This window comes from Paenibacillus sp. FSL K6-1217 (assembly GCF_045040735.1).
In the GTDB taxonomy this organism is placed as follows: domain Bacteria; phylum Bacillota; class Bacilli; order Paenibacillales; family Paenibacillaceae; genus Paenibacillus_AQ.
In genome coordinates this window covers 4160352-4180864 of sequence record NZ_CP150271.1, presented here as the reverse complement: position 1 = coordinate 4180864, position 20513 = coordinate 4160352, and the positions used below count along the sequence as shown (strand labels likewise).

Sequence of the window (20513 nt, the reverse complement as noted above, 5' to 3'; positions counted from 1 at the left end):
TTGTTTCATAGTTTCAAAAGGATGTCAGTATCAAATCAAATTAATCCGCTCGGATATTGTGTGTTTTTATTGACAGATCATCTGATGGATGATATTTTAAATTTACAAATTCCAATCAATTTACTTTGGATTATATTTTACCGACTGTACATACAGAGGTGCCTGCGTGATTGCTGCGCGAGGTTCCTCTGTTTTTTGTTACTAAGGGAGTTCAGCCAGAAGGAGGAGCAGATATGGGAGAGGCTTTGTTGTCCATCACAGCACTGAATAAGCACTTTGATGCCGCTGGAGGTAAGGTGCAGGCGCTGGAGGATGTCGAGCTGGAGGTGCAGGAGGGCGAGTTCATCACGGTGATTGGACCCAGCGGCTGCGGCAAAAGCACCCTGCTCCGCATCATTGCCGGTCTGGATACCGGCTATACCGGCAGTGTTACTCTGGAGGGAGCAGCGATCAGCGGGCCGGGAATCGATAAGGGGTTTATTTTTCAGGAGCACCGCTTGTTTCCCTGGCTTACGGTAGAGAAGAATATTGCCTCGGATCTGCCGCTGGGCAGGCCGGATATCCGGCAGCGGGTAGATGAGCTGATTGAGCTGGTGAAGCTCGGCGGCTTCGAGAAGTCCTATCCCCGTGAGCTGTCGGGCGGGATGGCCCAGCGGGTAGCGATTGCCCGGGCACTGCTGCGCAGTCCCAAGGTTCTGCTGCTGGATGAGCCCTTTGGCGCGCTGGATGCTTTTACCCGGGCGCATATGCAGGCGGTGCTGCTCGACATTTGGCGGCGGAACCGGACGACGATGATTTTTGTGACACATGATATTGATGAAGCCGTGTTCCTGGGGAACCGGGTGGTGATTCTGGAGCCCCGACCTGGACGAATCCGCAAGATCGTTCCCATAGACCTGCCGTATCCGCGCACCAAAACGACAACCTCCTTTCAGGAGCTGCGGCTGAAGGTTTTGAATTACTTTGAGAAGGTGGAGGAGCTTGAATTGAGGGACGGGGCGGGAATATAAAGTGAATCCAGATTCTTACTGTGGAAAAGTGAGGGTAAGTGCCGATTTATATCCGACTTAATCCATGCGAATATATTAAATGATTCTCAAGGAGGGACAGTCATGGCAGAGCGGACTGTAGCGGCAGAGAATGCCGGAAGAACCGGACGGCCTGATGGACCCGGAAAAGTGGTCATTGCCGGTCTGGGGCTGCTGCTTCCGGCAGGGGTGCTGATCCTGTGGCAGATTCTGGGCCATTACAGAGTGATCTCGGAGATGCTATTCCCGACACCTTATACGATTGTCCAGTCGTTCATTACGCTGGCGTCTACCGGAGATTTATGGAGTAACCTCAGAATCAGTGTCGTGCGGGCATTGTCAGGATTTCTGCTTGGGGGCGGGCTCGGCCTGTTCTTTGGCATACTGGTCGGATTATTCCGCCGGTCGGAGAAGCTGCTGGACCCCTCGCTGCAAATGATCCGGATGATTCCGAGTCTTGCCGTAGTGCCGCTGTTCATTCTCTGGTTCGGCATCGGCGAAGAATCCAAGGTGCTGCTGATTGCCAAAGGGGCGTTTTTCCCGGTCTACATCAATACCTTTATGGGTGTACGCGGGACGGATAACAAGCTGTTTGAGGTAGCCAGAGTGCTTGGCTTCAGCAGAGGGAAGCAGATTGTACGGCTGGTGCTGCCTGCGGCGGTGCCGAATATTATGCTCGGGGTACGCTTGTCGCTGGGACTCTCCTGGCTGGGACTTGTGGTCGCGGAGCTTATTGCTTCTACCTCGGGGATTGGCTACATGATGTCGGATGCCCGCCAGTTTGCCGATACGCCTGTTGTATTTGCCGGAATTATTGTATTTGCCGCTGTCGGACTGCTGAGTGACACGATTGCCCGCCTGATCGAACAGCGTCTGCTTCGGTGGCGGGACAGTTATCAGGGATAGGGGGGAAGAACATCATGAGTGAAGGGATAGAAGCCATAATTAAGACAGCCAAGGGGGTAAGGGAAGCCCGTGATTATAGCGGAACTGCTTCAATTACTACAGCTAACAACAAGAGAGAGACAGATTCTGTATTCTGGAAAAAGCTTCTGTATGACTGGGGAGCCGGGGCTGCCATTCCCGTAGCGGTACTAGCTGTATGGCAGCTTGCCGGGAGCGCAGGCTGGATCTCGCCGGAGTTTCTTCCGGCACCGCTGACGATCCTCTCCGCATTTGCGGATCTGGCCGTTAGGGGAGAGCTCATCCATCATCTGGGCGTCAGCATCGGACGGGCGGGCATCGGATTCCTGATTGGGGGGATTCTCGGCCTGCTGCTGGGGACATTGACCGGCTTGTTCCGCAGCGCAGCCTATCTGCTGGACCCGAGTGTTCAGATTCTGCGGCTGGTTCCGCATCTGGCGATTGCCCCGCTAATTATTCTGTGGTTTGGCTTTGGGGAGATTTCGAAGGTGGTGATTATCATGAGCGGCTCCTTCTTCCCGCTCTATATTAATACCTTCATGGGCATCCGGGGTGTGGACAACAAATTGTTCGAAGTGGCCCGGGTACTCGGCTTCAGTCCGCTGCAGAAGCTGCGGCGGCTGATCCTGCCGGCAGCGCTGCCCGGCATTCTCCTGGGACTGCGCTTGTCGATGGCTGTGGCCTGGATCGGTCTGGTGGTTGCTGAATTGATCGGGTCACAGTCCGGGGTTGGATTTCTCATTAATGAAGCGAAGCAGAATTCCAATACGGCAGTTATTTTTGTCGGAATACTTATTTTTGCTGTGGTCGGCAAGCTAATCGATTCTCTATTCCGCGTCATCGAACGCAAATTCCTGCACTGGCGTGACAGCTATCAAGGTTAATGACGGGCTAATGCAACGCTAACGCTAATGAAACCAAGGGGGAAACAACATGAACCAACCGGCACTGAAGGAAGCATTGAAACTGACGGCAGATGTACTGGTCATCGGCGGAGGACCGGCAGGAACATGGGCGGCACTTACAGCCGCAGCCAAGGGAGTGAAGGTGATTCTGGCCGATAAAGGCTACTGCGGCTCCAGCGGTGCAACGGCCCCGTCGGGCACCGGGGTCTGGTATGTGAAGCCGGAGGCAGAGCTGCGCGAGTCGGCGAAGGCCAGCCGTTATGCTATGGGCGGTAAGCTGGCGGAGCACCGCTGGATGGACCGGGTGCTGGACCGTACCTATGAGAATATGAACAGACTGGGCGTCAGCGGCTATCCATTCCCGGTGGATGAGCAGGGCAACCCGTACCGCCGGGGCCTGCAAGGGCCTGAATATATGCGCCTGATGCGCAAGCTGGTGAAGAAGGCAGGTGTCAAAATACTGGATCATAGTCCGGTACTGGAGCTGCTCGCCGATGAGCACGGGGTTGCCGGAGCCGCCGGCGTACAGACCCAGAGCGGAGAAGCCTGGAATGTGCATGCAAGGGCGGTAGTTATCGCTACCGGAGGCTGCGCTTTCCTCAGTAAGGCGCTGGGCTGCAACGTCCTGACAGGCGATGGTTACTTATTCGCTGCGGAAGCAGGGGCGAGCCTGTCCGGCATGGAGTTCTCCAATGCCTATGCGATCTGCCCGACCTTCTCCTCTGTAACGAAGACTGCGTATTACAGCTATGCCAGCTTCTATTATGAAGACGGCAGTGTGGTGGAAGGAGCGGGCTCCAAGAAGGGCCGCTCGGTAATTGCCAGGAATCTGCTGGCAGGCCGCCAGGTGTTCGCGAAGCTTGACGGAGCCGATGAGGCCTTGCAGCCGCTGCTGCGGGTGGCGCAGACGAATTTCTTCCTGCCGTTCGACCGGCGGGGCATCAATCCCTTCAAGGATGTATTCCCGGTGACGTTGCGGCTGGAAGGCACAGTCCGCGGCACAGGCGGCATCCGGATTACAGACGAGAATTGCGGCACGGGTGTTCCAGGGTTATATGCCGCAGGGGATGCGGCTACCCGGGAGCTGATTTGCGGCGGATTCACCGGAGGCGGCAGCCATAATGCCGCCTGGGCAATGTCTTCCGGCTCTTTCGCCGGAGAAGGGGCGGCAGCCTATGCAGCCGGACTCGGGCGGCATGCGGATCACCGCACACCCGCCGGGTTATCCTCTTCACCGCTGGTTCACCAGGAAGTGAAGGCGGGAGCGGCGGCCAGAACCGCAGAATATGTGGAGGCTGTGCAGGCAGAAGTCAAACCGTACGACATTAATCTGTTCCGTACAGAGCAGAGACTGGCCTCTTCGCTGGAACGTCTGGACGGACTATGGAGAGAGCAGCGCAGCCGGGAAATCCAGCGTACGCCGGAAGGCATGAAGGCGCGTGAAGCCGAAGCGATGACGGCAACGGCACGCTGGATGTACAGCTCCGCACTGGCCCGCACTGAAACCAGGGGAATGCATAAACGGGAGGACTTCAAGGGAAGTGACGACAGCCAGCATCACCGCTTGATTAGCGGCGGACTGGATCAGGTATGGGTGAAGACAGAAGAGATAGCGAAGGAGAGTGTATTGTTGTGATTGAAGTCATCAGCGCTGACCGGTGTGTAGAATGCAACCAATGCGTATCCGTCTGCCCGACCAATGTATTCGACCGGGTAGATAATGGAATTCCTGTTATCGCCCGGCAGAGCGACTGCCAGACCTGCTTCATGTGTGAGCTATATTGTCCGGTGGATGCGCTGTATGTTGCTCCGGATTCCGAGGGGATTACCGGGATAACAGAGGCAGAGCTGGAGGAGCAAGGCCTGCTTGGAGGCTACCGCGAGAAGGTAGGCTGGGGCAAGGGCAGACAGCCGGTGGCTAGTCATGACTTCATGGTTAAGCTGGCGGCGCGGGCAGGATTCTGATTTCAGATGCGTTAACATCATCCAGCAGACGACTGAGGGGAGAATACAGCAATGAGCAAATTGTACAGAGAGATTAAGGGTGTATGGAGCAAAGAGGGACGCCCCGCGCTGATTACAGCTGTGGTGATGATCATGCTGGTACTGCAGGCTTGCGGCAATAATACAGGTTCGGGTAGCAGCAGCCCGGCAGCAGGCAGTGGAGGTACCAATACCGCTGAAGCGGCTGGCGATAAGGCTGCAAGCCATGTTCCGGCTGTGCTGAATTTCGGCTACATTGGCTCCAATAAGCTGAATCTGCCGGGAGGCGCGGAAGGCTGGGGCCTCTACAAAGGTATTATTCAGGAAGAGCTGAAACCATACGGAATTACCGAAGTAAAGCTGACAGGCTTCCCGAACGGACCGGATCAGACGGAATCATTAATCAGCGGCAGACTTGATTCCGGCAGTCTTGGGGATACCCCGGCGATTATCGCCTACGCTTCAGGAGCCAAGACCCGTCTGATCGCCCAAACCACGGCCCATACGGTCGGTTATCTGATCGGCAAGAAGGATGGACCGAAGACGGTACAGGGTCTGAAGGGCAAGACGATTGCGATCCAAAAAGGTTCGTTTATGCACCGCTACGTAGTTGGCCTGCTGCAGCAGGAGGGCGTTACTGACTATAAGCTGGTTCATATGCTGATTCCGGATGCGACTGCAGCACTTGCCCGTGGAGATGTGGATGCGACTACCAATACCGGTGTGCCTGCGCTCAAGCTGATTGATCAAGGATATATTCATCTGGATGATGCTTCAAGCCACCCGGACCTGCTGGGCAGCAGCGCTACCGTAGTGTCGGAGGAGTATCTTGCGAAATTCCCAGATTTCCCCATGGTCTGGAATGCGGCCCGGGAGAAGGCACTGGCCGACCTGAAGCAGCATGAAGATGAATATTATAAGTTCCTGGCAGAGATCGGAGATACCACCCCGGAAATCGCGAAGCAGGTCACTCCGATTAGTGATATCAAGGATACAGCATTCACTGATGACGGCCTTAAGCTGCTGGAGGGCACCAAGAATTTCCTCGTCGATGAGAAGCTGGCCAAGAAGGATTTCAATATCAGCGATTGGCAGATCAAGTAACCAGACTAACAACATGGAAGATAGCAGGCAGATGATCCAGGCGTCCAAGGTGCTCCAGTGCCATTTATGGCAGAGGAGTGCCTTTTTGAATGATCGCGGGAACATCTGCGCAAACTTTTATATATACGAACTCGGCGGTTGAGATTATACTAAGTTGAACGAACCGTTTCTTCAGCAGGCGGAGCGTCTCCCCAGATGTACGCACACAGACACTAGAATATTATGCTGGAGGAAATTGAATGAGCATTACAGAACTTACTAGCCAACTTTCCAGTTTCACAGGAAGGCTACTGCGGGAACGCTTCGGGAAGGGACCTGAATCGATACATGCCTCGATCGGGCAGCAGTGTATTGCACTGCATATCCGTAACTTCATCGGACCTGTGGAGAGGTTTTTATTGAATAAGGAAGAAGAACAGGCGTTTCGTTATACACGGGAGCTTCTGATGAAGTCCCTGCTTCCCGAGCTTGCAGCGTACCTGAAGGAGAGCATGGCTATTGAGGTCGGCGAGCTTTTTTATGATTGGGGCATTCATAACGCATCGGGGATGATCGTGGCACTCATCAAGAATGACGATGTACCAGTTGACGATTATGCCGGACGCGAAGAAGTCCATAACCAGATTAAGGAAGTAAGCAGCAAGGTCCAGAAGGAACCGGTCCATACGGATTCCTGGTGGCTGGGCCCCCGCATTCTGATTATTAAGCGTGAGGGCATTATGATTCCGCTAGAGAAGGAATTGATTGGCCTCGGCTATGAGAATACGCTTAAGACCACCAAGCGCAAGATGGAAAAACGATATTTGGAGGATACCACCACCATCGCCCAGATGCTCGGCAAAGAGCTGGCGGATATTTATGTGGACTGGGACTTCGACAAAGATACAAGCGTGATAGCCTATACTTTTCATTAAAGTCTAACCATATATGAGGTGGAAATGAGTCGGACATGCAAATGAGCCGAACATGAGCCGAAGAAGGGGGAATGGTCCCTTTCTTCGGTTTTTTTATTTTCTGCCTATCCGAAGCCGACGGTGCTGGGACTTTTTAGGAGGATAAGCTGGATGGAGGAGTACAAGTGGACGGTGCTGTATGTGGAAGATAATCAGCTCAATATGGCCTTGGTGTATCATATCTTCAAAAAAAACCTGCCCTCCGTATTGCTGCTGAAAGCTGAAACGGCGGAGCTGGGCCTACGCATGGTGCGGGAAGCTCTGCCGGATCTGATCATCCTGGACATCGGGCTTCCCGGCCTTAACGGATATGAAGCCTTGGAAATATTGCAGCAAGATCAGGCGACTTGTCATATCCCGGTACTGGCGACCAGTGCGTTTGCCCAAAGTACGGATATTGCGAAGGCCCGGGAGAAGGGCTTTGCCGAATATATCACCAAGCCGTTTCAGGTTAAAGCGTTCACCGAAACCGTGAAAAGGCTGCTCTACGGAGAAGACTTACAGAAGATTTAGCTTATGTGGCAACAAGGGAAGGATTAAAGGTGGGGAACTGGGGAGATCTCTGTCTGACGGCGGGTTCACGGGCTGCAGTGTTCAGCTGAATAAATAAACGTCTAAATTAGACATAATGATTTGACTTTCGCCCGATTATGCAAGATATTTATATTGCAGATTTAATATAAAAGAATTGCATCTAATACTTCACAAACGGGCGGTGGATCTTATGCTAAGACAGCATACGGAGACGTCTTCTCCATGGGAACAGGCATTTAAGACAGGAACTGCCGGAGTAGCATTCCTCTCCATTGCTGAGGAATGGACCAATGTGAGTCCGGCGGTAACCCTCTTGCTCGGGTATACCGGAGAACAACTGCTGGGACGCAAATTCTCGGAGTTCTGGTATGGAGACTGCCTGCACATACATAGTTACAGGATGGGGAGCCTCAGGACGGGAGCAGCCCCTTTTTTTGAAGCTGAAGTTGAGCTTCGCCATGCGGACGGCTCTGCGGTTCCGGTGCTGCTGCATGTAGCGAGAGTGAACGAGCCTTCGACGGGAGAGGGGCTGTATTATCTCGTTCATCTCGCCGGAAGACCGCTCGCGGCATCTGTGGAGGAACTCCCCGGGCCGTCTAACGGACTGTACCGCCTGATTGCCGACAATATCAGGGATATCGTCTACTATGCTGCCCCTGGGTCGCTCTGCCGCTATTGCTCCCCTTCCGTGGAAGAGGTGCTCGGCTACAGACCGGAGGAGCTGATCGGCCATGACATCAGCAGGCTGGTTCACCCTGACGATCTGGCCCTGTTCAATGAGCAGCAGATTGCAGACGCGCCTGTCGTCCAGCTGCGGATTCTTCATGCGGACGGCGGATACCTCTGGATTGAATTCACCTTAAGGATGGTGGAGGACGGCGGGGAGCGCGGGGTGCTGGCCGTAGGCCGCGATGTGACTCTGCGCAAGAAGACAGAGCAGAAGCTGCAAGAGTCCATTGAGCGTTATACATCGCTGAAGAAGTATAATCATGATGCCATTATCTCCCTCGATCTGGAGGGTCATATAATCAACGGCAATGAACAGGCGGTGCGGCTGACGGGTTATACCATCGCCGAGATGGTGGGCATGAGTGTCGGCCGGATCATCGGCGAGCGCCAGTTGCAGAATGTAATCGGCCCCCGCCGCTCAAGCGGCTCCGTGGAACAGGATATCAACCTGATCTGGCATAAGGACGGGCATTCGGTGGAGGTTCTGACCACTCTTGCGCCGATTATTATCAATCAGTCTACCGTAGGCTTTTATATTATCGTCAAGGATATTACCGAGCAGAAGCAGCTGCTGATTGCCAAAGAGACCGCAGAGAATACGAACCGTGCCAAGAGCGAGTTCCTGGCCATGATGAGCCACGAAATCCGCACCCCGATGAACGGGGTGATCGGGATGACCGACCTGCTGCTGGAGAGCAGTGAGCCAGGTTCACAGCAGAGGGAGTTCCTGGAGATTATCCGCCAGAGCGGTGAATCGCTGCTGAATATCATCAACGACATTCTCGATCTCTCCAAGATTGAGGCCGGCAAAATCTCACTTCACGAAGAGCCGTTCATCCTCCAGCACTGCCTCGATTCCGCGCTGGAGCTGCTTCAGCTCAAGGCGGAACGCAAAGGCCTGACAATCCGTGTGGAGACGGAGCCGGATGTGCCGCAGCGGCTGATCGGGGACGGGGAGCGGCTGAAGCAGATCCTGCTGAATCTGGCCGGCAATGCTGTGAAATTCACCTGCACCGGCGGAGTACAAGTAGGCGTGAAGCGCCTTGAAGCAAGCCAGGCAGGGGTAACGCTCCAGTTCACTGTGGCGGATACGGGGAACGGGATTCCCGAGGAGGCCCGCAGCCGTTTGTTCGAGCCGTTCTATCAGCTGGAGCATTTCAGGGGCCGCCAGGGGGAAGGAACCGGTCTGGGGCTGGCGATCAGCAAGCAGCTGGCGGAGCGGATGGGCGGCGGCATCTATCTCGATACGACGGCCGAGCAGGGGGCGACCTTTGTGTTCACTGTGGTCCTAAGGACAGAAGCGCAGGCGCTTCCGGCTGAAGGGCCGGAGGGGAATCTGCCGGATCAGCAACCGGCGGGCCGTTCACTGCATATTCTGGTGGCCGAAGACAATGTGATCAATCAGATCGTCCTGCGCAAAATCCTGGAGAAGCGCGGCTTCACCGTCGATGTGGCCGAGGATGGGCGGCAGGCGTTCGAGATGAACGCACAGCACGGCTATGATCTGATCTTCATGGATGTGCAGATGCCCGGCCTGAACGGCCTGGAGGCCACCGCTGCCATCAGGGCAGAGCAGCCGGCAGAAGAGCAGCCTGTCATCGTTGCAGTGACGGCCAACGCGCTCAAGGGCGACCGGGAGCGGTGTCTGGAAGCAGGGATGGACGAGTATATCAGTAAGCCGCTGAGAAGCGACAGCATTATGAAAGTGATCAGGAAATTTTTTGCGGAACAGGAATAAGCAGTCTCCTATTCACGGATTAATCACAATGCTGTATTAAAGCTGCAATGCATTGCTGTATTGTCTTGCATATGGAAGTCTTTTTGATTAAGATAGCAGAAACTGGTGCGCAAGAAGCACTGATATACCTTGTAATGACAATGACGAAGAGAGTAAGCACTTCATAGCGGATCTTAACAGGGAAGGCGTGCCGGAGACTGAGAGCACCCTCATTAGACGCTTAGTGCCGAAGTTCACTTCTGAGTCGGTCCCTGAAGTACACTGCTGCAGCAGGTATGGGTAGGGCGGCCCGCTTCCAGCGTTAACGGATGTAAGACAGACTGAATCCACAGGCCGGCAAGCTTCAGGTGTGCCGCCGCATAGCTGCTGCGTCAGCGGGATTCAGCTCTAAATAAGGGTGGTACCACGGCTCCTCGTCCCTTGCGGCGGGGGGTCTTTTTGCGTTCGTTCATAGCCTTAACTATTAACTACACAAAGGAGTGTCTTGGAATGAGTAATGTGGAATTGGATGATCTGAGAGCAAGATTGGATGAGATTAACGGTCAGCTGCTGGAGCTGATCTCGGAGCGTGCCGGAATCGTTCAGGAGATTGGGGTGCTCAAAGAGAAACAGGGCGTGCCGAAGTTCGATCCTGAACGGGAGAAGGCGATGCTGGAGAAAATGGTAGCAGGTAATAAGGGGCCGTTCACGGATGGAACGATCCGTACGCTGTTCAAGCAGATTTTCTCTGCTTCGCTTGATCTGCAGAGTACGGAGCATAAGAAGACCCTGCTGGTCGCGCGCAAAGACCATGCGGAAGATACGGTTATCAAGCTTCCGGGCGGCGTTACGGTAGGCGGATTATCCTCGCTGATGGTGGCTGGCCCCTGCTCGGTGGAGAGCGAGCTGCAGACCCGTACGGTGGCGGCGGCCTTGCAGAAGGCAGGCGTTAAGGTCATGCGCGGGGGTGCCTTCAAGCCCCGTACCTCGCCTTATGATTTCCAGGGGCTGGGCATGGACGGGCTGAGAATACTGCATGAAGCGGCGAATGAATACGGGCTGCTGACCATCAGTGAAATTGTTGATCCCCGGCATATTGAAGAAGCACTGGATTACGTGGATGTCATTCAGGTGGGCGCGCGGAACATGCACAACTTCGAGCTGCTCAAGGCAGTGGGGGAAGTGAACAAGCCGGTGCTGCTGAAGCGCGGATTATCCGCCACGCTGGATGAATTCGTCCATGCGGCCGAATATATTATGTCCCGCGGCAATATGGAGATTATGCTGATTGAACGCGGTATCCGCACTTATGAGAGATCAACGCGCAATACGCTGGATATCTCGGCGGTGCCGATTCTCAAGCAGGAATGCCATCTGCCGGTGCTGGTCGATGTCACCCATTCCACCGGACGCAAGGACATCCTGATCCCGTGTGCCAAGGCCGCGCTTGCTGCCGGTGCCGACGGTATTATGGTGGAGGTGCATCCTGATCCGGCTACTGCCTTGTCCGATGCGGCGCAGCAGCTGAATATCGAGGAGTTCAACACCTTCTTCAATGAAGTGAAGGCTTCGGGATTATATCGTTAAGCTGCTGAATAGAGTGAATTCAAATCATAGTTCAGGACATAGGAGGAACTGAAATTTTGAAGCAAATCGTCTCATACAACAACGGTTGGTTCTCCAACACACGGAGTGATATTTTATCAGGCATGACCGTGGCTATTGCCTTAATTCCTGAAGCGATTGCTTTCTCCATCCTGGCTGGTGTAAGCCCTATGGTTGGATTGTACGCCTCCTTCTGTATCGCTGTTGTAACGGCCTTCGCCGGCGGGCGGCCGGGGATGATCTCGGCGGCGACAGGGGCGATGGCGCTCTTGGTCGGCAGCCTGGTGCTGTCATATGGCATCGAGTATCTGTTCGCAGCTACCGTGCTGGCAGGAATCCTGCAGATCGTGATGGGGCAGCTGAAGCTGGGCAGATTCATCAGCTTCCTGCCCCAGCCGGTCATGACCGGCTTTGTCAACGCGCTGGCGATTCTGATCTTCATGGCCCAGCTGGTACATTTTGAAGGACAGGGCTGGATCATGTATGCACTGGTGGCTCTTACGCTGGTCATTATCTATACGGTTCCCCGGATCACCAAGGCGGTGCCGTCGGCGCTGGTCGCCATTGTCGTAGTCTCTGTCCTGAGCATTGTGCTGGATCTGGATGTACGAACTGTGGGCGATATGGGGAATATTACCTCGGCGCTGCCTGTATTCCATCTGCCGGATCTTCCCTTGACGCTGGATACGCTGCTGATTATTCTGCCGTATTCGCTGTCACTCGCGGTAGTAGGATTACTGGAATCGCTAATGACGGCCACGCTGATTGATGATATTACCGGCACCGGCAGCGACAAGAACCGCGAAGCGAAGGGGCAGGGCCTGGCCAACATCGTGACCGGCTTCTTCGGTGGCATGGCGGGCTGTGCGATGATCGGCCAGTCGATGGTCAATATGAAATCGGGCGGACGGACGCGCTTGTCCACTTTTGTCTCCGGGATCTTCCTGCTGTTCCTGATACTTGTGCTGGGTGATGTGGTGAAGCAGATCCCTATGGGCGCATTGGTCGGTGTAATGATTATGGTCTGCATCAGCACCTTTGAATGGAAGTCGCTGACCTCCTTGCGGAGGGTACCGCTAAGCGATGCCCTGGTTATGGTAGTAACTGTAGTAACAGTAGTGGCTACGGATAACCTGTCGATCGGTGTGCTGTTCGGTGTCCTGCTGAGCGCCTTATCTTTTGCCTGGAGGATTGCTTCCATCCAGCTGAGTGTTCATACTACCGCATCTGTAACGACCTATAGAGTATCTGGCCAGCTGTTCTTCGGGACAACGAGCCATTTCGTAAATGAATTCATGTATGACAGTGATCCGGCGCAGGTCATTATCGACTTCAGCCGTTCCCATGTATGGGATCAGTCGGCCGTGGGCGCAATTGCCAAGACGATCGACAAGTACGCGGCACGGGGTACTAAGGTCACCCTCACCGGTCTTAATGAAGAGAGCGCCAGGCTGGTGCAGCGGGTGGGCTTGTCGCCTTCGGGCGGCCATTGACGGAAATTAACGGATAAGGAATAGAAGGCTGTTTTTGGAGCGGTTGAGCTTCAGAAGCAGCTTTTTATTTGGAAATTCAAATTTTAATAGTTAATGCCGTCTTTTGGAAAAGGATTTTTGAAAAGTTTGTCGAAATTTTCCGGTAGAGGGACATTTGTCATTGCTTTTGCTTATTCGGGTGGCCCTACTTTAACCACGCAATTGTGATGCGCGAAAGGGAAGGCCTCCATGTTTTCTTTTATCCGAACCAGACTGATTGCCCGTATTCTCTGTGTTATGACCTTAGTGATTCTATCCATTACAGCAGGCAACGCCGCCATTCAATGGATGAACACCGGATCAGCGGTCAAAGGGACGATCAGCAGCTACAACATGAGTATTGCCAGCCATTATGTAACCCAGATTGATGCCGGCCGCTACAGCGGATTCCTGGCCGATCCGCAGGAGTCGGACCTGTACTGGTCCCTCCGCCATGAACTGGATCAGTTCCGGAAGTCGATTGGTGCCCGTTATGTATATTTTGTACGGATTGATGAGGCTAACCAGCCGCAGCTGATGATTGACGGAAGGCCGGAGGGAGACCCGCTGGCATCGGGGATCAATGAGGCTACGGATATGCCTGCTGCTGCGGTGCAGTCGGTCCTGGCCGGAGAGAATGCCAGCACGCCGCTGATCCATAGTCCTGAATACGGAGATTATATCTCAGCTTTCGTCCCTATGAAGGATGCGGGCGGGCGGCTGGTCGGGGCGCTGGGCATTGACACCGATGTGGCTGTCCTGAGTACGCTGACCCGTGATGTCCTGATTCAGAGCCTGCCGCTCTACAGTATTATTCTGGCCCTGTCTCTGGCCGCGCTCGCGGTGCTGGCCTGGTTCGTCTCCCGGTCCCTGCGTCCGCTGGCGACCATTACGCAGAGTGCGGGCTCCATGGCGGAAGGGGATCTGGCCGGGGCAGCCCGCACTCTGCATGCCCGTCCGGTCACCTCCCGGGATGAGATTGGCAGGGCGTATCAGGCGATGCTCCAGATGTCGGGAGATCTGAATGCCAGAGTGAAGGGGATGGTATCCGGGGTGTCGACCGCGTCCGACAGTCTCTACGGCTCCTCCGAGACCTTCGCCAGGAATGCCGATGATGTGCTGAAGATGAGTGAGACAGTGAGCGGGAGAATCAGCGATATTGACGCCGGTGCCCATTCGCAGACCGAAGGCGCACAGAGCAGTGCTGTGGCCATGGACGAGATGGCGCTGGGTATCTCGCGCATCTCGGAAGCCTCGGCTGCGGTCTCGGAATTCGCGGTCAAGGCGCTGGACATTGCAGAGGCATCCCAGACGGCCATGAACCATACTAACCAGCAGATGAAATCGATCTCCGTATCCACCGGGGAGACGCTGGATATCGTGCTGCGGCTGCAAGGCTATACCGGTGAGATTGAGGGCGCGCTCGCTGCGATCAGGGAGTCTGCGGATCAGACAAAGCTGCTTGCGCTGAATGCCTCGATTGAGGCGGCGCGTGCGGGGGAGCACGGCAGGGGATTCACGGTCGTAGCCGGTGAAGTGCGCAAGCTGGCGGAAGGCTCCACCGCCTCCGCCGAGCGGGTGGCTGAGCTGCTGTTGCACATCGGCCAGGCTTCGGCAAGCATCGGGGAACAGATGACGGAAGCTTCGGCTGAAGTGCAGGAAGGGGTGCGGATGTCGGCCGAAGCGGAGGCGTCGCTGCTTGAGGCCTCGGCCGCCTTCCGTGAGGTGGCCGGGCAGATTATCGATGTGTCTGCGACTGCCGAGCAGCTCTCCGCAGGGTCGGAGGAGGTCGCTGCAACCGTAGGCAGCATGGCTGATATTGCCGGGGAGGTCTCGGAGCAGACGCGGGAGATCCGCGAGCTGACCACTCTGCAATTAGCGCGGATGAAGGAGGTCTATGAGGCTTCGCTGACTATCAGCGCAAGTACGGGCGATCTGCGTGACGCCATCCGGCAGGTGAAGGTATAGGGCTCCGTCTTCCACTGGCCTAAACGGACTTGTCCTGCGGTCCGTTAGGAAGGGATGGGCAGACGCTGCACCCTCCAGCTTTCAAAAGCGTCCGACTATTGGTATGATTACAGGGTATGTGAATATCTAATACCGATTACATGGAGGAATAGAACAATGAGTGAGACTACAATATCCGGGATTATTGATCATACGCTATTGAAGGCGGATGCCCGTAAAGACGATATTATCAAGCTGGCTGAGGAAGCCAAGGCTTACAAATTCGCTTCGGTGTGCGTGAATCCGGCCTGGGTAGCTACGGCCCATGCCGTGCTGAAGGATACACCAGAAGTGAAAGTATGTACCGTAATCGGCTTCCCGCTGGGAGCCTCGACTCCTGAGACGAAGGCGTTTGAGACGAAGGATGCTATTGCGAACGGTGCCGGAGAGGTGGACATGGTCATCAATATCGGCGCACTGAAGGACGGCAATGACGAGCTGGTGAAGCGCGATATGGTTGCTGTAGTCGAAGCAGCGCGCGGCAAAGCGCTGACCAAGGTCATCATTGAGGCCTGCCTGCTGACGGAAGAGGAGAAGGTCCGTGCCTGCAAGCTTGCTGTAGAAGCGGGCGCAGACTTCGTGAAGACCTCAACCGGCTTCTCCACTGGTGGGGCCACGAAGGAAGATATCGCCCTGATGCGGGCAACGGTGGGTCCTGAGATCGGCGTGAAGGCGTCCGGTGGTGTACGCAGCGCGGAAGATGCCCTAGTGATGATCGGCGCAGGCGCCAGCCGGATAGGAACCAGCGGCGGCGTAGCGATCGCCAAGGGCGAGCAGAGCCAGAGCGGTTACTAAGCATAGGTAAGCTAGACACATAGAAACGGCTGCGGCCTCCTTGATATCAAGGGAGCCGCAGCCGTTTTCTGTCTAGAGGACGTATAGTAGATGGATTTCCTCCAACTATTAATGAAAGATTGAGCGCTGCCGAAGCAGCAATTGGATAAACAACACTTACATTCCCCAGATTCATCCGAAGCAGCGAAAACTAACTATAGTAGTTGCTGTTTTTCCACTTGTTACCGGTATCTCCATCCATATCGGTGAATTAAGATACGTTATTCCACTGGCATGGTGCAGGAAGCGGTTAGCCGCCTTTTGCGGAAAATGGGGAATTATAGCTGTACAAACTGCAATTAAACCGGGTTAAGCCGGATTCTGCGTCCTTTTAGTTGTACAAACTACAACTAGAGTCCGCGCGGCGACAACCTTGCTACTGCCGTCTTCCTACACCAGCCCTTTATCCATCGCCTTGCCGATCAGCGTAGCGAACAGGCTGTTGGACCAGGCGAACCATTCGCGCGAGAAGTCGGCCGGATTATCCGGGTGGAAGCCCTCGTGCATGTAGCCGGTATCGGCGTCGGTACGGATCAGCATATCAATCAGCTCCTTGATCTCCTCATCGTTATCCGCCGTCAGTGCCTGCATGGACAGCGCCATATGCCACACATAACCGCCTGGCGTATGCGGACTGCCGATGCCCTTGGCGTGCTTGCCCTCGAAATAGAACGGGTTGTCGAAGCTGAGCGCGAACCGGCGGGTGTTCTGATAGATCTCATCCTCCACACCCACATACCCAATATAAGGAATAGAGATCAGTCCCGGCGTACCGGCATCGTCCATCAGTGAGTAGTTGCCGTAGCCGTCTGTCTCATAGGCGTAGATTCTGCCGTATTTCGGATGGGTCACGATGCCGTAGGTACGGATGCCGAAGTCGATCTCCTTGCGCAGCTTCGCTGCTCTTGCCGCAAGCCGCTCATCCTTATATACCTCAGTTGCCATCTCGCCAATATATCCTAGAATAACCACAGCGAACATATTCGAGGGAATGTTGTAGCCGAATTCGCAGCTGTCATCGCTCGGGCGGAAGCCCGACCAGCTCATCCCGGTGTAGTTGACGGGCATCCCGCGGCCGTTATTGTGCAGCGTCTCCGTGTCCTGGAGCGTCTGCCGGATGAAATGATACGGGGATTTCTCCCCGTGATGCTGCTCGGTCTCAATTGTGTTCACGATGGAGGTCAGCGCCTGATAGCAGGCAGCATCGAAGATATCGGTCTGCTCCGCTTCCTTCCAGTACATATAAGCGAGCTGAACGACGAAGCAGAGGGAGTCCAGCTCATATTTGCGCTCCCACATCCACGGGTTCAGATTACAGTCGTCCGTGTCCCGGTAATGCTTGTCGCTGGCCGTCTCGTTGAAGGCGTTGGTGTACGGATCAATATTGACATAGAACATCTGGCGGGCAATCAGGCCGCGGAGAATCCGCTGCAATTCAGGGTCGTTTTTGGCAAAAGGAATATAGTGGCGCACCTGCTCCGTGGAATCGCGCAGCCACATCGCCGGGATATCGCCGGTGAACACGAAGGTGGTGCCGTCTTCCAGCAGCTTAGTGGTTGTCTCCAGTGTGTTCGGGAAGCAGTTGCGGAAGAGCTGCTGCAGTTTCGGGTGATGGGCAAGCCGTTCATCGGCCTCATTCAGATAGGCGGTAATAGAAGCTGGCAGGTTCATCGATAATTCCTCCTCAGGGATAGTCAAATTAGGGTTGTACGGTTTGCAGGGCGTAGGTGACGATTTGGGCTTTGCCGACAGCGCGGTGCAGAGTGCCTTCATCCAGAACTTCCCGCTGCTTCCGCCGTTCCAGAATATCGCTGGCATGTACAGCTTTCACAGGAAAATGCGGCGTCAGCGCGAGCTCCTGCTCCGCGCCCGCCAGATTGTACCAGCGCAGAATGATGTCCTCATGGTCTGCGGACATTTTGAAGGCGGACAACGCCAGGGTGCGGCCCTGCCACTCCAGCGGCTGATAGACCGCAGGGAGGGAACCCTCCTGCCAGCCGGTCTGGACAGCGAACCAGGGCACCTGATACTGATAGGCCCAGGCGCAGGCCTCCGTCCAGTCCGTATCCCCGGCAAAGGGACGGACCGCGAACTCCACCGTCTGCTCACCAAGACACTGGGCTTCCGGTGTAGGGAACACGCCCCAGTCCCCCAGCTCCGATACGCTGCGCAGCAGAGTTACGGCAATGGTATTGCTGCCGTCACGCAGCACCTCATATTCGTTCAGCCCCTTGTTCGCCACCAGCAGTCCGGCGCTGCCGTCCGACACACTGACATAAGCCTGCTGGTGCTGGGCATTGCTTGGATTGACCCAGTCCGCAGCCGGTTCAATGTCGCGCTCGGCGGCTTCGAAGATGGAATCGGCCCGCAGGGTGGAAGCGGCCAGCCCGGCAGGGAAAAGCACACGCAGCCGGTGGTCCTTGGCCTGATTATTGAACGCGGCAGAGACCTGTACGCCGGTTCCGCCGGCCTCCAAGCTGATCCGGGTCACGATCCGCAGCGGGACCTGCTCCGCAGAGCGTCCGGCCTTGCGCTGCCGGAACGGCACCATCCGGCGCTTCTCGTCCTCGAACGAAGCATCGGCGGAAGCGGGAATGGCCCATTCATGCACGATTTCATAGGTGATGCGGTAAGGCTCTTGCTCGGCAAGCGAGATTTGGGCAGCGAGTCCTCTGGTAGTCAGGGCGGCATCGCCCTCTGGCTGGCGGAACACGTATTCATTACCGATATCGCCGCAGTTCTCATAGACGCCGAGTCCGGTGAAGACTTTGCCGGTGCGCTTGTCGGTTACATCGTAAGAGCCATCCTCGCGGATATGGACAGTCAGGAAGTCATTCTCCATCCCCTGTTCAAGAAGCATAAGCGGAACCACATCAGCAGCACCGGCAGCTCCAGCGGAAGAACCGTCCAGCGACCCCGTCCAGGCGTAGGTGCTGTAGCCAAGCGGAGGTACCTGCCCGGCCTCGAAGGTCAGCCGGACCATCCGGGCCATATAAGGCTTGCGGAACTGGTCATCCGGCAGCTCATAGCCGAACCGGGTGCCGAGATCCTCGGCCTTGCAAGCTACAGGCTGCCCGGAGCTGTCCAGCAGCCGCCCGCGATCAAGCGCAAGCGGCAGCTGATCCAGCGCTTCGGCAATCGCCGCAGGGTTCGGCCCTTCCTTGAAATAACGCTTGGCGAACATGACCTCCACGCTAACCGTTCCGCTGCGCTGCCAGCCGGTGGTATTGAACACCGTCACCGGAAGCGCAGAGTCGCCCCAGGCCGCAACATTCCGCGTTCCGATCTGTGCGGATACCGCCTTCAGACTCTCTTCAATAATAGCCTCGCCGACATGGCGGCTCTTCTCGAAGCGTGTAATCATCTCGCGGTGGACCTCATCCACGCTGCACCCGCAGATGCTGTCATGCGGGTGGTTCTGCATCAGCGTCTTCCAGGCGTAGGTCAGCAGGGCATGGGGATAAGCCTGCCCGCTGACCAGGTAAGCCAGTGCCGCCAGCGGCTCGGCGCCCTTCTCCAGCAGCGTCTGCCCCTGCTGGTTCAGCTGCTTCAGATAGACGCGGGCGGAAGCGGTATTCACCAGCGTCCCCCAGCCGTCCGTGTGCTGGCTGCGCAGCTCACCGTGCACGGTGACCAGATCCTCAGGCAGCGAAGACGCCAGCGCCCCCAAATATTCCCCGAAGCTGGAGTGGACAAAGTCGGTGTCCGGGTACAGCTTCCGGGCCGTCTCCAGCGCATCGGCGAGATCACGCTGTACCGGCTGATGATCACAGCCGTTCATGAACAGCAGCTCCGGGGTGGAGGCGTATTTGCCGGCATCCGCGATTTTTTTGTCCCAGAAGACCTGGGCTTCCTCTGCATCTACCGGCACCTCATTGCCGTTGCTGTACCAGTTCGCAAACAGCAATCCCAGCACGCTTGAGCCGTCGGGCGATTCCCAGTACATCTCGGAGTAAGGTGACTCATAGCTGGAGCTGTTCAGCTCGCCGACCATGTTATCGAAGCCTGTCGGCTTCACGCCGCGCCCGAACACCGCAGTCTCAATGTCAGCCTGCCGGAGCAGCTGCGGGGCCTGGCCCATATTGCCGAAGGAATCCGGGAAATACCCCAGCTTCGAGATGACGCCGTATTTCGCCGCATCCTGATGGCCGATCAGCAGATTGCGCACATTGGCTTCGGAGCTGGTCAGGAATTCGTCCTGGAGCACATACCAGGGGCCGATGACAATCCGGCCTTCGCGGATGAACTGCTCCAGCCGCTCTCTTTTCTCAGGATGAATCTGCAGATAATCTTCAATAATAATGGTCTGTCCGTCCAGGTGGAAATACCGGTAGCGCTCGTCCTGCTCCAGCGTATCCAGCAGCTCGTTCATCAGCTTCGCCAGCAGCACATGGTGACGCTCGTAAGGCATATACCATTCCCGGTCCCAATGGGTGTGTGAGATCAGGTGGGCAGTTGTACGGGTCATGACAGAAACCTCCTATATCATCAGTCGATGTTGTAGTGTCGGCATTCGTAGCAAATGTTTGCATACCTGCCGGGGGATCACAATATGTAACTTTTGCAGGGGGAAGGAGGGTTCATAATTCACACATTTACGGCAGACAGCCAGCGGCGGCCTATACAAGCTATTAAGACCGTAAGCCCCGTAGTAGCGCGGTTTTACACTCCATGAACAT

15 protein-coding genes are annotated in these 20513 nt (G+C 55.7%); 13 read left to right on the top strand and 2 right to left on the bottom strand.

Annotated features, from left to right (window positions below; all coding sequences use genetic code 11):
• Positions 1 to 233 precede the first annotated feature (233 nt).
• The 13 genes from MHH28_RS18295 to deoC all read left to right on the top strand — a co-directional run bounded on the left by MHH28_RS18295 (position 234) and on the right by deoC (position 15795).
• On the top strand, positions 234 to 1010 hold the full coding sequence (locus tag MHH28_RS18295; RefSeq protein ID WP_405104455.1) for an ABC transporter ATP-binding protein: 777 nt from the start codon (positions 234 to 236) through the stop codon (positions 1008 to 1010).
• 102 nt (positions 1011 to 1112) lie between these two features.
• The gene (locus tag MHH28_RS18290) at positions 1113 to 1934 is read left to right on the top strand and encodes an ABC transporter permease (RefSeq protein WP_405104454.1); all 822 of its coding nucleotides are present in this window, start codon (positions 1113 to 1115) and stop codon (positions 1932 to 1934) included.
• 14 nt (positions 1935 to 1948) lie between these two features.
• A complete protein-coding gene (locus MHH28_RS18285) occupies positions 1949 to 2836 on the top strand; it encodes an ABC transporter permease (protein WP_341183841.1) in 888 nt (295 codons plus the stop codon).
• Between the two features lie 49 nt (positions 2837 to 2885).
• The gene (locus tag MHH28_RS18280; protein ID WP_341183842.1) at positions 2886 to 4493 is read left to right on the top strand and encodes an FAD-binding protein; all 1608 of its coding nucleotides are present in this window, start codon (positions 2886 to 2888) and stop codon (positions 4491 to 4493) included.
• Entirely contained in the window at positions 4490 to 4822 is a 333-nt protein-coding gene (locus MHH28_RS18275; protein WP_340937898.1) for a ferredoxin family protein, read from the top strand. The genes MHH28_RS18280 and MHH28_RS18275 overlap by 4 nt, the downstream gene beginning before the upstream one ends.
• Positions 4823 to 4873: 51 nt before the next feature.
• Positions 4874 to 5944, top strand: coding sequence for an ABC transporter substrate-binding protein (locus MHH28_RS18270; protein ID WP_341183843.1), 1071 nt, complete (start codon positions 4874 to 4876; stop codon positions 5942 to 5944).
• 239 nt (positions 5945 to 6183) lie between these two features.
• Positions 6184 to 6858, top strand: coding sequence for a Na-translocating system protein MpsC family protein (locus MHH28_RS18265; RefSeq protein WP_341183844.1), 675 nt, complete (start codon positions 6184 to 6186; stop codon positions 6856 to 6858).
• Between the two features lie 150 nt (positions 6859 to 7008).
• A complete protein-coding gene (locus tag MHH28_RS18260) occupies positions 7009 to 7410 on the top strand; it encodes a response regulator (RefSeq protein WP_341183845.1) in 402 nt (133 codons plus the stop codon).
• A 211-nt stretch (positions 7411 to 7621) separates the two neighbouring features.
• The gene (locus tag MHH28_RS18255) at positions 7622 to 9898 is read left to right on the top strand and encodes a PAS domain S-box protein (protein ID WP_405104453.1); all 2277 of its coding nucleotides are present in this window, start codon (positions 7622 to 7624) and stop codon (positions 9896 to 9898) included.
• A 489-nt stretch (positions 9899 to 10387) separates the two neighbouring features.
• Positions 10388 to 11464, top strand: a complete 1077-nt coding sequence (locus MHH28_RS18250; RefSeq protein WP_405104452.1) for a bifunctional 3-deoxy-7-phosphoheptulonate synthase/chorismate mutase — start codon at positions 10388 to 10390, stop codon at positions 11462 to 11464.
• Between the two features lie 56 nt (positions 11465 to 11520).
• Complete coding sequence (locus MHH28_RS18245; RefSeq protein ID WP_405104451.1) at positions 11521 to 12975, top strand: SulP family inorganic anion transporter; 1455 nt, start codon at positions 11521 to 11523, stop codon at positions 12973 to 12975.
• A 276-nt stretch (positions 12976 to 13251) separates the two neighbouring features.
• Positions 13252 to 14961 carry a methyl-accepting chemotaxis protein gene (locus tag MHH28_RS18240; RefSeq protein ID WP_405104450.1) on the top strand — a complete coding sequence of 570 codons (1710 nt, stop codon included), beginning with the start codon at positions 13252 to 13254 and terminating at the stop codon, positions 14959 to 14961.
• A 156-nt stretch (positions 14962 to 15117) separates the two neighbouring features.
• Complete coding sequence (gene deoC / locus MHH28_RS18235) at positions 15118 to 15795, top strand: deoxyribose-phosphate aldolase (RefSeq protein ID WP_339311648.1); 678 nt, start codon at positions 15118 to 15120, stop codon at positions 15793 to 15795.
• Positions 15796 to 16224: 429 nt separating this feature from the next.
• On the opposite strand, the gene MHH28_RS18230 is transcribed toward deoC, so the two are convergent.
• Both MHH28_RS18230 and MHH28_RS18225 read right to left on the bottom strand, forming a co-directional pair.
• Positions 16225 to 17505 carry a glycoside hydrolase family 125 protein gene (locus tag MHH28_RS18230; RefSeq protein ID WP_341183849.1) on the bottom strand — a complete coding sequence of 427 codons (1281 nt, stop codon included), beginning with the start codon at positions 17503 to 17505 and terminating at the stop codon, positions 16225 to 16227.
• Between the two features lie 28 nt (positions 17506 to 17533).
• A complete protein-coding gene (locus tag MHH28_RS18225) occupies positions 17534 to 20302 on the bottom strand; it encodes an alpha-mannosidase (protein ID WP_405104449.1) in 2769 nt (922 codons plus the stop codon).
• Positions 20303 to 20513: the final 211 nt, after the last annotated feature.

What these genes read in the sequence shown, in the direction of transcription:
- MHH28_RS18295 (WP_405104455.1), top strand. Translation starts at nt 234, where the DNA reads ATGGGAGAGGCTTTGTTGTCCATCACAGCACTGAATAAGCACTTTGAT.
- MHH28_RS18290 (WP_405104454.1), top strand. Translation starts at nt 1,113, where the DNA reads ATGGCAGAGCGGACTGTAGCGGCAGAGAATGCCGGAAGAACCGGACGG.
- MHH28_RS18285 (WP_341183841.1), top strand. Translation starts at nt 1,949, where the DNA reads ATGAGTGAAGGGATAGAAGCCATAATTAAGACAGCCAAGGGGGTAAGG.
- MHH28_RS18280 (WP_341183842.1), top strand. Translation starts at nt 2,886, where the DNA reads ATGAACCAACCGGCACTGAAGGAAGCATTGAAACTGACGGCAGATGTA.
- MHH28_RS18270 (WP_341183843.1), top strand. Translation starts at nt 4,874, where the DNA reads ATGAGCAAATTGTACAGAGAGATTAAGGGTGTATGGAGCAAAGAGGGA.
- MHH28_RS18265 (WP_341183844.1), top strand. Translation starts at nt 6,184, where the DNA reads ATGAGCATTACAGAACTTACTAGCCAACTTTCCAGTTTCACAGGAAGG.
- MHH28_RS18260 (WP_341183845.1), top strand. Translation starts at nt 7,009, where the DNA reads ATGGAGGAGTACAAGTGGACGGTGCTGTATGTGGAAGATAATCAGCTC.
- MHH28_RS18255 (WP_405104453.1), top strand. Translation starts at nt 7,622, where the DNA reads ATGCTAAGACAGCATACGGAGACGTCTTCTCCATGGGAACAGGCATTT.
- MHH28_RS18250 (WP_405104452.1), top strand. Translation starts at nt 10,388, where the DNA reads ATGAGTAATGTGGAATTGGATGATCTGAGAGCAAGATTGGATGAGATT.
- MHH28_RS18240 (WP_405104450.1), top strand. Translation starts at nt 13,252, where the DNA reads ATGACCTTAGTGATTCTATCCATTACAGCAGGCAACGCCGCCATTCAA.
- deoC (WP_339311648.1), top strand. Translation starts at nt 15,118, where the DNA reads ATGAGTGAGACTACAATATCCGGGATTATTGATCATACGCTATTGAAG.
- MHH28_RS18230 (WP_341183849.1), bottom strand. Translation starts at nt 17,505, where the DNA reads ATGAACCTGCCAGCTTCTATTACCGCCTATCTGAATGAGGCCGATGAA.
- MHH28_RS18225 (WP_405104449.1), bottom strand. Translation starts at nt 20,302, where the DNA reads ATGACCCGTACAACTGCCCACCTGATCTCACACACCCATTGGGACCGG.